13 protein-coding genes are annotated in these 13,277 nt (G+C 44.8%); 10 read left to right on the top strand and 3 right to left on the bottom strand.

What is annotated here, in order from left to right; all coding sequences use genetic code 11:
- Positions 1-53: 53 nt before the first annotated feature.
- From alaS to mpl17, 4 genes are all read left to right on the top strand, one after another.
- Positions 54-2,819, top strand: a complete 2,766-nt coding sequence (gene alaS, locus CH367_RS04160; RefSeq protein ID WP_100761189.1) for an alanine--tRNA ligase — start codon at positions 54-56, stop codon at positions 2,817-2,819.
- Positions 2,816-3,307, top strand: a complete 492-nt coding sequence (locus CH367_RS04165) for a YajQ family cyclic di-GMP-binding protein (protein WP_100761190.1) — start codon at positions 2,816-2,818, stop codon at positions 3,305-3,307. Before alaS ends, CH367_RS04165 begins: the two co-directional genes overlap by 4 nt.
- A 103-nt stretch (positions 3,308-3,410) precedes the next feature.
- Positions 3,411-3,959, top strand: coding sequence for a Uma2 family endonuclease (locus tag CH367_RS04170; protein ID WP_100761191.1), 549 nt, complete (start codon positions 3,411-3,413; stop codon positions 3,957-3,959).
- A 103-nt stretch (positions 3,960-4,062) separates the two neighbouring features.
- The gene (gene mpl17 / locus CH367_RS04175) at positions 4,063-4,458 is read left to right on the top strand and encodes a cell surface protein MPL17 (protein WP_100761192.1); all 396 of its coding nucleotides are present in this window, start codon (positions 4,063-4,065) and stop codon (positions 4,456-4,458) included.
- A gap of 48 nt (positions 4,459-4,506) precedes the next feature.
- On the opposite strand, the gene CH367_RS04180 is transcribed toward mpl17, so the two are convergent.
- Both CH367_RS04180 and CH367_RS04185 read right to left on the bottom strand, forming a co-directional pair.
- Positions 4,507-4,941 carry a lipoprotein gene (locus tag CH367_RS04180; RefSeq protein WP_100761193.1) on the bottom strand — a complete coding sequence of 145 codons (435 nt, stop codon included), beginning with the start codon at positions 4,939-4,941 and terminating at the stop codon, positions 4,507-4,509.
- Positions 4,938-5,657: a hypothetical protein gene (locus CH367_RS04185; RefSeq protein WP_425268786.1), complete on the bottom strand. Its 720-nt coding sequence runs from the start codon at positions 5,655-5,657 to the stop codon at positions 4,938-4,940. Before CH367_RS04185 ends, CH367_RS04180 begins: the two co-directional genes overlap by 4 nt.
- Before the next feature lie 91 nt (positions 5,658-5,748).
- Here CH367_RS04185 and CH367_RS04190 point away from each other — a divergent pair, with 91 nt between their 5' ends.
- The 6 genes from CH367_RS04190 to CH367_RS04215 all read left to right on the top strand — a co-directional run bounded on the left by CH367_RS04190 (position 5,749) and on the right by CH367_RS04215 (position 12,691).
- On the top strand, positions 5,749-7,332 hold the full coding sequence (locus CH367_RS04190) for a M16 family metallopeptidase (protein WP_100761195.1): 1,584 nt from the start codon (positions 5,749-5,751) through the stop codon (positions 7,330-7,332).
- A 3-nt stretch (positions 7,333-7,335) separates the two neighbouring features.
- Positions 7,336-8,928, top strand: a complete 1,593-nt coding sequence (locus tag CH367_RS04195) for a M16 family metallopeptidase (RefSeq protein WP_100761196.1) — start codon at positions 7,336-7,338, stop codon at positions 8,926-8,928.
- Positions 8,929-9,756, top strand: a complete 828-nt coding sequence (locus CH367_RS04200) for an MBL fold metallo-hydrolase (RefSeq protein ID WP_100761197.1) — start codon at positions 8,929-8,931, stop codon at positions 9,754-9,756.
- Positions 9,753-10,439: an O-methyltransferase gene (locus CH367_RS04205; protein WP_100761198.1), complete on the top strand. Its 687-nt coding sequence runs from the start codon at positions 9,753-9,755 to the stop codon at positions 10,437-10,439. Before CH367_RS04200 ends, CH367_RS04205 begins: the two co-directional genes overlap by 4 nt.
- A gap of 78 nt (positions 10,440-10,517) precedes the next feature.
- Complete coding sequence (locus CH367_RS04210; RefSeq protein WP_100761199.1) at positions 10,518-11,282, top strand: hypothetical protein; 765 nt, start codon at positions 10,518-10,520, stop codon at positions 11,280-11,282.
- Complete coding sequence (locus CH367_RS04215) at positions 11,282-12,691, top strand: N-acetylmuramoyl-L-alanine amidase (RefSeq protein WP_100761200.1); 1,410 nt, start codon at positions 11,282-11,284, stop codon at positions 12,689-12,691. The genes CH367_RS04210 and CH367_RS04215 overlap by 1 nt, the downstream gene beginning before the upstream one ends.
- Positions 12,692-12,706: 15 nt before the next feature.
- Here the strand turns inward: CH367_RS04215 and CH367_RS04220 are convergent, their stop codons facing one another.
- Positions 12,707-13,234, bottom strand: a complete 528-nt coding sequence (locus CH367_RS04220) for a helix-turn-helix transcriptional regulator (protein ID WP_244284460.1) — start codon at positions 13,232-13,234, stop codon at positions 12,707-12,709.
- Between the last annotated feature and the right edge of the window lie 43 nt (positions 13,235-13,277).

A 13,277-nucleotide genomic window follows, 5' to 3' on the forward strand; every position in this document is an offset into this window, starting at 1 on the left:
CCTGAATCTCTTTCGTCCGAGAGCTTCAGGCATTTTTTGATTTTAGAGGTATCATGAAAACAAAATCCGTATCGGAAATCCGCGAAATCTTTTTAAACTACTTCAAGGACAAAACGCACAGCGTAGTTCCGTCCTCTTCTCTGCTTCCCGCAGGAGATCCCACACTTCTTTTTACCACGGCGGGAATGGTTCAGTTCAAACCGTTCTTTACCGGCGCGGTTGAACTTCCTTATACAAGAGCGACCTCTTGTCAGAAATGTCTGCGGACAACCGACCTCGAAATTGTCGGAAGAACGGAAAGACATTGCACATTCTTCGAGATGCTCGGAAACTTCAGCTTCGGAGATTATTTCAAGGAAGAAGCGATTGAATACGCACTCGATTGCTCCGTCAATCATCTCGGTTTCGACAAGGAAAAAATCTGGGTTACCGTTTATACGGACGACGACGAAGCCGAAAAAATCTGGTTGTCCAAAGGGATTCCTAAAGAACGCATAACGCGTCTCGGCAAAAAAGACAATTTCTGGGGACCTGCCGGGGACAGCGGAGCCTGCGGACCTTGTTCCGAACTCTATCTCGATCGGGGAATCGAAAAGGGCGGACCGGATTGTGCTACAAGCGGAACCTGCAGACCCGGTTGCGACTGCGATCGTTTTTTAGAATTTTGGAATATAGTTTTCAACCAATTCAATCAGGACACGGAAGGAAATCTCCATCCGCTGAAACAAACCGGAATCGACACGGGCTCCGGACTCGAAAGGGTAGCGCTTCTTTTACAAGGAGCCGATTCCGTATACGACACCGACGAACTCCGTAAGATCATTTCTTTTTACGAAGAATTATCCGGTATCACCTACACGAACGAAAACAAAACCGCGTTTCGTGTCGTGACCGATCATATTCGTTCCGTGCTCTTTTCGATCGGAGACGGAATTTATCCGGACAGAACGGGAAGGGGATACGTTATACGCCGTTTGATTCGTCGCGCCACTCTTTTCGGTAGAAAGCTGAATTTCACGGAACCGTTTTTATACAAACTCGTGGATAAGGTAGTGGAGATTTATAAATCCCGTTATCCGGACCTCGGTAAGAACGCGAAGGCGATTCAAAAAACCATTCTCGCGGAAGAGGAACTATTCTTAAAAACCTTGGAGCTCGGACTCGAAAAGATCGAATCCCTTGTCGAAAAAACGAAATCAAGCGGAAAGAAAATCTTTTCCGGAACGGATTCGTTTTTGCTCTACGGAACCTACGGTTTTCCGGCCGAGATGACGGAAGAAATCGTCGCGGAACAGGGACTTGACTTTGATAAAAAGGGATTTCAGGAAGAATTAGAAAAGGACAGACAATTCTCCAGAGAATCCTGGAAGGCGAATAAGGTTTCGCTTATGACCGGCCTGAACGTGGATAAGACCGAGTTTTTGGGATATTCTTCCGTATTAGAAAAAGGGAATATTACACATTTATTCTTTGATAATAAATCGGCTTCCTCGTTGAAGGAAGGACAATCCGGTGCGATCGTATTAAACCGAACTCCTTTTTATCCCGAAGGCGGGGGCCAGGTGGGGGACACCGGGTTTCTGCGTCAGGGAAAAAACGTATTCAAGGTTTTGGATACTCAAAAGGAAAACGACAGCATCATTCACTTCGGAGAAGTTCTCAGCGGAGAATTTGTTTCCGCTCAGGAACTCGACGCGGAAGTCGAAACGACTCGAAGAGAACGTTTGAGATTCCATCACTCCGGAACTCATTTGTTGAACGGAGCGCTTCGAAATCTTCTCGGAGATCATGTCTTACAAAAAGGTTCGATCGTTTCTCCGGAATATCTTCGTTTCGATTTTTCGCATCCGTCCGCATTGACCGGAGATGAAATTCGCAAGATAGAATCCTGGGTCAACGAATCGATTCGTAAGGACTTCCAAGTTGAAACCAAGGAACTCGGAATCGATGACGCTAAAAAAACCGGAGCCGTCGCAACCTTCGGTGAAAAATACGGGGATCGTGTTCGAGTCGTTCAGATGGGAGACGCATCGGTGGAATTCTGCGGAGGAACTCACGTTTCTCACACGGGAGAAATCGGTTACTTCTTCATCAAAAAAGAATCTTCACCGGGTGCGGGGAATCGTCGTATCGAAGGCGTCTGCGGTCCGGCGGTGATCGAAACGTTTCAGAACCGTTTTGCGGAACTCACCGAATCGGTGCAGAACTTAAACTTAAAAATCAGATCGGAGTTAGGCAACGAAGGTTCTAAAATTCTCGTGAACTCGAACGTTCCCGGTCCCGATGAGATTCGAGAAAAACTAGAGAAGGAAGGCGCTACCGCGGTTACATTCTTCCGCGATCTTTCCGAAACCATCGCTTCTCAAATCGAAGAAAGCACTTCAACATTCTTAAAAACGAAAAAGACTTTGGAATCGAGAGACTTCGAGAACAACACGTCCGTGATCGAAAAAGTTTTCTCTTCTTCCGTGGAAACGGGGACGGGCAAAATCGTTTCGGCGATCTTCGACGATAAAGATCCGAATTCCTTAAAAGGTCTTTCCGATAACCTCAAGGTCCGCGAAAAAAATCTTCTCGTGATTCTGGGAAGTAAGGGCGCGGAGAACGCAAGCGTCGTCATTACCTGTTCTCCCGAACTCGTTTCCAAAGGAATTCATTGCGGGAATTTAGTAAAGGTCGCCTGCGAGATGTTAGGTGGTAAGGGCGGCGGTAAACCCGACATGGCTCAAGGCGGCGGTAAAGAGAAACAAAATCTCGAATCCGCGATTGCCGGAGCCGTGAACGAAGCAAAACAAATCTTAACCGGAGAAAGAGTATGAGCGATCCTTCCTTTGACGTGGTTTCAGAAATCAGTAGACCCGAGTTGATCAACGCGGTGACTCAGGCTCTCGGTGAAATTAAAAACCGTTTTGATTTTAAGGGTTCCAAATCCGACATTCAACTCGAAGACGAACAACTCGTTTTAACTTCGGATAACGAAGCGAAGTTGGAAAGTGTGATCGACGTTCTCATTTCCAAGATGGCAAAACGCGGTTTGGGTTTAAAGAATTTCGATTTCAAATCCAAGATCGAATCCGCGACCGGCGGCACCGTCCGGATGAAGGTCAAAATCCGCAAAGGAATGGAAAAGGAACAAACCAAAGAAGTTACGAGAATCATCAAGGATTCCAAACTCAAGGTAAACGTTACGATCATGGGAGAATCGGTCCGAGTCGTGGGCAAAAAAAAGGACGATCTCCAGGAAGTGATTCACCTGTTAAAAACGTCCGAACTTCCGTTCGACGTTCAGTTTACCAATTACAAATAATCGCTTCTTCTTGACAGAGTGGCAACGCTCTGTCAAAATCTGCAACTATACAGAAACCTAAATTCTTGGATCGGAAAACGAATCCAAGACCTGAGTTCCCACTATGCCTATGACCGATTTAAAAACGGATAAGGACTTCGCCGAACTTCCGGAAGGAACCTTGGCGGAGCTTTTGGATGGTGAGATAATTATGGTTCCAGCTCCGATCCCCGAGCATCAGAGAATTTCCGGTAAGTTATATACTTATCTTTTGAGATACGTAGAACGCAACCAACTCGGAGAAATTTTCTTCTCCCCGATCGACGTGTTCCTCGACGAACACAACGTGGTTCAACCCGATCTCATTTTCATTTCAAAAGCGCGGAGTTCCATCATCCGGGAAAAAAGAATCGAAGGCGCTCCCGATTGGGTCGCCGAAATTCTTTCGGAAGGAAACGCCTATCACGACTTAAAGACCAAAAAGAAACTCTACGAAAAACACGGAGTTTCCGAATACTGGATCGTCGATCCGATGGAACGTTCCGTGGAAGTTTTTTCCAACGGAGAATCGGGATTTAAACTGGTCGCGTCCGCGACTTCCGGCAAAATTTCCTCCGTCGTTCTGGAAGGATTTTTCATCGAGATCGAGCCGCTCTTTACAAAACCGGAATAGACTCGAGCGACGTTTTGTTCGATTCGGGCGTTATACGATATATCGTAGCCGCCGGAAGAATTCTTTTCTTAAACAAATCGCGGACTACATTGGTCAAACTAGTATGAAAAAAATATTCCTCATCGGTGTTTTAGCAAGTTTGATTACCTTCGGAATCTCTGCCGAAGACGAAAGTCCCGTTAAATTCAAATTGGAAAAAAGTTTCGGAAATTCTTATCTTCTCAAGATCGTTCATCCGGCCAATTACGGAATTCAGAAAGACGCTCCGCATAAGATTCTTCTCAATGCGAGCAACGGATTGAAAGTCGAAAAAGCCGACCTAAAAGTGAAAGGGAAAACTTCCGAAAAGAAAAAGGAATACCTCGCTTCCGTAGATCCGATTCCGTTAGTCGTAACGGGTAAGGGAGAATTGGAAATTCACGGAAAGATCTATTACTGCAATTTCGATAAGAACATCTGCATTCCCGGCAAAATCCAACAAGTAGAAATCATTCAATAAACGATCGCAATCGCGGAAGACGTTTCGTCCGCGATCGCGCAATTTCGACTAACGTTTCAAGGAAGACTTTAAGCCGGGAGAATTCACCTGGAATAAAAAGTAAGTTTTTCCTTGGATCGAGCCGGAATGTTTTACGATTTTTCCTTTGGATTCTACGAGTTCTTTGATGACTACCTTATCCGAAGAACGAAAATTCTCCCCTTTCTCCGCAATGAGAAGATTGATCGCCCGTTTGCGCGCGAGATCCTGAGCGCTGTCCGCGTTTCCTTCCAAGGAAGAAACGACAACTTGAAACGTATCCGAGTTTAAAAAACCTTCGGTCGCTTTCGTAAATTCGTCGGCCGCCGTTTCGCTCGATTCTTCTTGAACTGTGGTTTTGTTTTCTTTGGGAGTTTCGTGTTCCGGCTTTTTCGTCGTAGTCGACGAACATTCGATCAGGAATAAGAATGAAAGTGTAAGAACAAAAAGTTGGATCGATTTCATGGTGCCTCCGAAACTTCCTCTTTGGAGATGGGCTTTAGGCCCTTTCGTATAACGTTCGCATACAAATCTTTCTGAATATTTCTATAAATGAAAGTACAATTCGCGGGATCGGTGTAGTCTTCTCGAAAAAGAAACATGGAATTTAAGAACCAAGCGAAGGCCCCTCTATAAACCAAAACGTCCTGCGCCAAAAGTTTCGCCTTTTCCTTATCCTTCTCGGTGACCTTCGGATCGGGAATCAAAGAAGTCGAAGCGGTTGCCGCACCACTTGCGGTGTTTTGATTTGCGGCTTGATTCGTTCCGGTCGTATTTGTCGCGCTTCCCGAAACCGCTATACTTCCCGGAGCTGTGGAAGCCGTGGTCGTGCTCGTAATCTGACTCGGAAGAGCGGGCGCGGAACTGCTGGATAAATCTGCCGGAATCGCTCCGCCGTAGATACGTTCGTTGGATCGGATTTCCCTGAGAAGAATGGAAACCGCGATCTCGTCCCGTTTTGTTTCGGCGATCTTTCTGCATTGAGTTCTGAGTTCTTTGATTCCCGCGTCTTTTGCGGGAAGGGGAACCTTGATTAAGATCTGAAAGAATTCTCGGGAAATAAAACCGGTGTCTTTGAAATTTTCGAGAACCCTTTGTCTGTATTCCGGATCTGCGGGAACACATGCAAAAAGGAAGAATGGAATGAGAATCGACAAAGATAAAAAGCAGATCCGCCGCATGAGACAAGCATTTTCGAAACTGACTGAAAAGGAAGCAGGATTTTTCCGGGAACTTCTGGACACCAGGTCCTAAAGAGGAAAGAATGTAGCTATGCGTTTTACGAAACCGATTCTTAAACCATTTCCGATTTTCGGAATCTGCGTCCTTCTTTGTAACGTTTCACTTTACGCGGACGCGACAATCTTTTCCGGACTTAAAAAATCTTTGGAAGAAAAGACGAAAACCTTTCAGATGGAGAACGGACTTCGCGTTCTTATGATGAAACGAGAAGATTCTCCCACGATCGCCGTTTATACGAAATTTTTAGTGGGCTCCGCAGATGAAACTCCCGAGATCGCTGGTACTGCGCATCTTTTGGAACACATGCTCTTTAAGGGAACGAAGAACATCGGAACCACGAACTACGAAAAAGAAAAACCGTATCTGGAACAGATCGCGGTTTGGGGCAAACGTTTGGATTCTCTTCGAATCCAAGAACGAGAGATGAAGGAAAGAGGGGAAGAACCTTCTTCCGATTTCAAAAATCAAATCGAAACCTTAAAAAAAAGATTCACGGTTCTTCTCGAACTACATCGTAAATTCGTAATATCGAATGAAGACAACTTTATCTACTCGAGAAACGGAGGTGTGGGTTTTAACGCTTACACATCGAACGACGTTACGAACTATCAGATTCTTCTTCCAGCGAACCGTTTGGAAATCTGGGCCAAACTCGAATCGGATCGTTTGAAAAACCCTATATTAAGAGAATATTATACGGAACGGGAAGTCGTTCTGGAAGAAAGAAGAATGCGAGTCGAAAACAGAGGACTCGGAATTCTCCGTGAAAAATATATGGACGCGGCGTTTCCGGAAGGACATCCGTATCGAATGCCCGTGATCGGTTACGAAAAGAATCTGGGCTTTCTGGATTTGGAAAAGACAGAACGTTTTTTTAAAAGTTATTACGATCCTCAAAGAATGGTGATCGCGGTTGTGGGCTCGTTGGATTTTGATAAGACCGAAACGATTCTTCGCAACTATTTCGGAGATTTGAAAAAAGGAAAACCGCAGGCTCTCAAAAAAGTCGCCGATGCCGGATTTGCCGGACCCAAGTTCGTTTCCGTGATTCATCCGAGCACACCTTCCAAAATCATCGGCTTTAACAAACCCGCGTTTCCTCATCCGGACGACGCGGTATTTAGCGTGATCGATACGTTACTCGCCGAGGGAGAATCGGGACGGCTCTTTAAAAAATTGGTTCTGGAAGAACAGATCGCTCAGGGAGTTTATTGTTGGAACGGAGATCCGGGTGATCGACTTTCCAATTTATTTTCCATCTACATCACGAACAATCAAAACGCGGATCAGAAAAAAGTGGAGAATCTAGTTCAAGAAGAATTGGATCGATTGAAGACGGAACTCATCACGAACGAAGAACTTTTTAAGATCAAGAACCAAATCCTCGGCGGATATTTGAGAGCCTTGGACGACAACGGAAAACTCGCGGACATCCTTTCCTTGTATCAACTTCTTTACGGAGATTGGAAGGAAGTTCTCAAGGGTTACGAGGACTTGGATACGGTGACTCCCGAAGACGTTCAAAGAGTTGCGAAAAAATATTTCGTTTCTGAAAACAGAACGATCGCGGAACTCAATCCTCCTTCCAAAGACGCGAAACTTTCCGGAAAATAAACGATGAACTTCAAAACTATGACTTACAATTTTTTCAATTCAAACAAGGTATCATTCTCTAAGCTGAACGGTAAAAACGAAAACGTTGAGCCGGTCGGAAGCGCCGAGCAAAGTTCCGAGCCCACAGACGCTCGCCATAAAGTGAAAAATTCTTATATAAGAATATTCTGTTATTCTTTCGTCATTGGAGGGCTCTTGTCTTTGTCTCCGAAGAGCTCCTCTCTCGGCGCGGCTCCGGGAGATTTTGTCAAAAACGTAAAGGTTCCTCCTCTCAGTTTTGAGTTTCCGGAAGTTCAGACGTTTACGTCTGGAAAAGGAACCGAGGTTTATTTTTTGCCGGGAGAAGAATTCCCGCTTCGGAATCTGGAAATTCATATCTACGCGGGTGTTTTATCCAATCCGACTCTCGCTCCCGAGGTTCCCGAACTTTTTGTTCAGGCCTGGAAACACGGAGGAATTCCTTCGGCCCCGGGAAGTGCCTTTATCGAAACCTTGGAAGGTTACGGAGCTAAAATCGATACGGACGCGAACTCCGAAAAAATCGTATTCACGATTTCTTATCTTTCCCGTTTCGAAAAGGAGATTCTCCCCTTAGTAAAAGAATTTATCGCGACACCGTTGTTAAACGAAGAGGGATTTTCGGTCGCAAAACTGAACCTGGAAGAATCCATCAAACGAAGAAACGATAAAATCCCCGATATCGCCTATCGTAAAACCGCGGAACTCGTTTATAAAGGAACGATTCTTGGTAAAAGCGCTCAGTTGGATTCTCTTTCAAAGATTGAATCTAAGGATGTTCGTGATTTTTTCGAGAAGACCGTTTCGGTTTCGAGAAGAATCGTTCTTCTCACTGGTGATCTTCAAAGAAAAGAAGCGGAACCTTTGATCGCTTCGATTCTTCCTCCGAGAGAAAACGTTCGAGTGGAAAGTCAGGTTCCGATCAGTTCTCAAACTCTCAAAAAGAATTTGGATTCGCTTTCCTTTCAGGTTCTGGGTGTGGATAAGGACGCGACTCAGAGCATCGTGATGATGACCGGGATTCTTCCCGCGCACAAGGACCCGGATTTTTACGCGATCCAATTGACGAACTACATCATCGGAGGCGGGGGTTTTAGTTCTTACTTTATGCAGAAAATCCGCTCCGATCGCGGGCTTGCGTATTCTTCGAACAGCTCCACGTATTTCGAAAAGGATTACGGCGTCGTTTACTTTACGACTCAGACAAAAACATCCACGACCAAAGACGTCTACGATCTGATGCGCGAAATATTAAGCGAAGAGACGATTTCCAAAATCACCGTGGAAGAGTTGGAATCGGCGAAACAATCCATCGTGAACCGATTTATCTTTCAGTTCGCGGATAAGATGGGAATTCTCCACAACTATCTTCGTTTTAAAGAACACGATATGCCGAACGACTATCTAAAAAACTATCGGGATAAGATCCAAGCGGTTACGATCAACGATCTGAAACGAGTCGGTAAGAAATACTTCGTACATTCTTCCGTGAAGACGATTCTTACCGGGCCGAAAGACATTACAAAAGGATTGAATGAAACCGTAAAACATATCGGACCGGAAGAAAGGATTCCGTAAGTGTATTGTAAATTTCAACACAAACAATATCAATTCGAAGGGATTTCCGAAGGAGGAATTCGAACCTCCTTGTATCTTCCTTCCTTGAGTTTGATGTTCGATATAGGAGCGCAAAATCCGAATCGAATTCACCTGGACAATCTTTTACTGACTCATTCTCATCTGGATCATTCTTCCGGATTGCCGTATTATATTTCACAAAGATCCCTGCGTAAGTTAAAACCCCCTAAGATCTATCTTCCCGCTCCCTTGGAAGAACCGATGCGAAAGATTTTGGATCTTTATTCTCAGATCGAGGATTTTCCATACGCATACGATATGAAAGCGGTGAATCCCGGCGATAGGATCGATTTGGATCCTCAGCATTTTTTTTCACCACATAAGACGTTTCATCGTGTTCCTTCCCAAGGTTATACGATTTATCAAAGAAGAAAAAAACTGAAAAAAGAATTTCAAGACCTTCCGCAGGAAGAATTGAATCTCGCTCTGAAGGAAAAAAAGGAAGTTTCCGAACTCAGTGAAACGCCGGTCGTCAGTTTTTCGGGCGACACCAAGATAGAATACGTTTTGGAACACGAGGATGTCGCAAATTCGAGTATTCTGTTTATTGAATGTACTTACATAGACAAGGAAAGAAACGTGGATCGCGCGCGGGAATGGGGTCATATTCATCTCGACGAGATCGTGGGAAATCTTTCCTCCTTTAAAAACGAAAAGATCGTTCTCATTCATTTTTCGAAACGATATTCGATTCCTTATATTCGGGAGATTTTGGACAAAAGAATTCCGAAAGAGGAAAAACATAGATTCCATGCGTTCCTACCATGAGTAAGGGAAGCCCGCCGGGTAAATACGGAACCTCCGTTTTTTTAAACGGACTTGAGGAACACATCGATAACGAATTGGTTCCTCGTCCGATCGACATTCTTTTTCAAATGGAAGAGGACGCGGCCGCGCTTGGAGTTCCCGTTTTAACTCCTGCTTCGGGATCGGTTCTTCGTTTTCTCGTCGAATCCGAACAGCCCGAGGAAATTTTGGAACTAGGAACCGGTTACGGCATTTCTCTTTTTTGGATGGCCTCCGGTTTGAAAAGAGCCGCGAAAATTATTTCCTTAGAAAGGGAAATCGATTACATCGGAAGGGTTCGTTCGTATTTGGAAAAACATCCGTTCGGCGATCTGGACATTCATCTTTTAAAAACTCATTGTCTTCAATATCTAAAGGACGCGGACGAAGATCCGAAAGCGAACTGGAACGGGAAATTCGTTTTTATAGATTGTGATAAGGTCTTATATCCGGAGATCTTTCGGATTCTCAAACGCCTTCAACCGGACGTCGCTGTGTTCGATAACGTTCTTTGGCACGGGAGAATTTTCGATCCTTCCAGACAAGCTCCTTCGGACAAATCGGTTCGAGAGTTTTGGGACGAGGTTCGAAGTTCCGATCTTTCTTATACACTATTCCCGGTGGGAGACGGTCTGCTTCAGATTCGATTTCGCGAGAAGCGTTGATTCGATTCGCCAAGCAAGACCCAAAAATAGGACTTGCGTTTTAAAACACTGTGCTATACTTCCGCGTAGGAGATTCGCATGTCATTAATAAGTTTCCGATTTTCAATCTTAGTTTTATTCTTCGTTACATTCTCCCTATCGGCTCAAACTGCTGGAACCAAAGACGAAGGCAAGGGAAGCGAACTTGCAAACGCGGCTAACGATCCCAAGTATCAAGGCGACTACTTGGAAGAATTTCATTACGCAAGAACTCTCGATTCCACAAAAGAAAGAGTCAAAAACGACATCTACGCGCTCGCGACCGTCACGAAAAATTTCGGTTCCACCGTTCAAGGTTCGAACGACGATCTGACTTCCATCTGGAAACAATACAACGACGCTCTTCACTACTATTACAGAAGACAATACGTCGTGGCCGGAAGAAAAATGCGCGAGACTACCGAGAGCATGGACAAACTCTACAACAAGTTTTCGGATCAGTATAATAAAAGAACCGATCAGCTTTTGGGAGAATGTGCGGATACGATCGTAAGCGTGGAACAAACTCAAAACGGTCCGGCTCAATCCGTTTCAGCGCGAAGCAGAGAGATTTCGGCGAATCATCACAAACTTCAGATCGCTTATTACCAGATGATCCAAGCCGACAGAATGCGCAGGGATTCACGATATAAGGATTCTCTTATACACTTCCGTCTTGCGAAAGAATACGGAATTTCCATTCTCAGCAAATTGAAACCGGAAGAGGAAAGCAAGAACGTTCGCGAAAAATATAAGATAGACTTGAGCGACAACCGGAATATGGTGTATTCCGAAAGCTCGGATAAGGAATCGCAGAAAAAATAGTGAGGCGTCTTCAAAACTTTTCTTCGTTTAACAATTTCATTCTTTTTTACGTCTTGTTTTCGGGAGCGGTCCTTACGGCCGGTCCCGAAAAGGAAGAGGCGGATTCAAAATCTCAACCACCATCTCCATTCAAAACCTTCAAAGTAGTGATCGATCCCGGACACGGAGGTGTGGACCTTAAACCCAAAGAGGATCACGGAGATAAATACGATCCGATCGCGGATAAATTTCTGGAACTCTATAAGTCGGGTGCGTCCTCCAAAGGAAGAAAGGAGCGCGCGGTCGTATTAGAACTTGCTAAAGAACTCAAAGAGATTTTGGATCTTACGAAAACTCCGGAAGGTTTCGAAACCTTTAAGTCGTATATGAAGTCGTTTACAAACGACGATCTTCCTTGGATCAAAATCGATTCCGTAATGACGCGTAACGGTAACGCGGAGGAACGGGAATATTCTTCGAACGAAGACCCGAACGCTCCGTATCGTCTTTTCGATTATCCGGATAAAAAAACGAAGAAGATAAAACAGGGAAGAATTTCGTTTATCAATTCCGAAAAGCCGAACTTAGTCGTTTCTCTTCATCTCAATCCGAGTTATAAGGAACATCCCGGTGGTATGGCCGCCGTTCTTTCTCCCTCGTATAGAACCTTTTACGTTTTGAAAGGAATTTCGGAAGGACGTTATAGCGAGGATAAGTTTACCGATTCTCCTTGGTCGGAGTGGATGATCTTCAAGGAAGGTTGGTCCAAACTCGAGAATGCGGTCGCCGATGCATGGATTTATTTTCACGGTTACTGGCCGAACAAAAGCGGCAAAAAAACGGATCTTTCCGCGTTCGAAGGGTATCGCCAAAACATGATTAGTTGGAAATACGGCGACATTCCCGGTTGGGAAGAATTGGCAAAGGCGGGCGGTAAAGGACCGTATTCCAAAAGTCATAAGAACTTTGTAGCGGAAGGGAAATTTTGGGAAAGGGAAAAGGCCGAGCCCGAACTCTGGAGAAGAGAGGACGGACGAGAAGGTTTCGGCGGCGACAACCACTACGCTTCCGCGGAATTGATGCGTTTTGTTCAATACGGTTTGCGTAAAAGAAAGACCGATGAGGAATCTCCCGAACCCGGCCCGATCAACAAACCTTATTTGTCCACATACGCGCTTCCCACCTTTATCAACGCTATCTCCGCTTATTTAGAAATCGGTTATATAGATAAGGAAAAGGATATGACCTTGATGACCAAACGCAAAAAGGACGTTGCGATTTCTCTCGCGGCGGGTATTTATTCTTTGGCGCATGGAATTAAGATCAAACAACAGGATTATCCGTATATCCCCATCGGAAAGAAGATCAACTGGAAACGTTACGAAAATCTAAAAGACGGTAAGAATTACTTTCAGATCGTGAGCGATTGAGAATATTCAAAAATTCTAATCTTCCTCGGGAAGAAGCGGCGTGATGAAGTAGGCGATAAAATCCAGTTTTCCTCTGGTTCCCGATTTTTGATAGATGGAAGAGGCTTGCACCTCGACGGTTCTAAGGCTCGTATCCCGGATTCCGGCGATCTGTTGATTGGAAAGTCCCCGAAGAAGATACACCGCCACTTCGATTTCGGATCGGGTATACTTCCAGTGTTCGAATTGTTTTTCCACACCGTTCCAGAATTTTTCGCGGTCCCCCGCGCTCAAAAGCGATTTATGACGAAGATCCTGAATGAGATCCTTGGATTCCTGAATTTCGGAATGAATCCGTTTCGATTCGTTTGCGATAAAGTAGATTCCGAACAGGGTCATGCTCCCGATCCAGATTTCGAAGTAGTCGACGTATTTTGCTACGATCGCGGAATTCTCGGGATCGATCGCGAACTCGATTCCCTCAAAGATCATCCAAAGAACAATATTGAAGATAAAAAAACAAAAGAAGTAAAACCCTTTCGGATGAAGCAATTTCAATTTCATACGTGTTTCCCGCAATGCGGACGTCCCTTATGGACAAAGCTTA

Source organism: Leptospira barantonii (assembly GCF_002811925.1).
In the GTDB taxonomy this organism is placed as follows: Bacteria; Spirochaetota; Leptospiria; order Leptospirales; family Leptospiraceae; genus Leptospira; species Leptospira barantonii.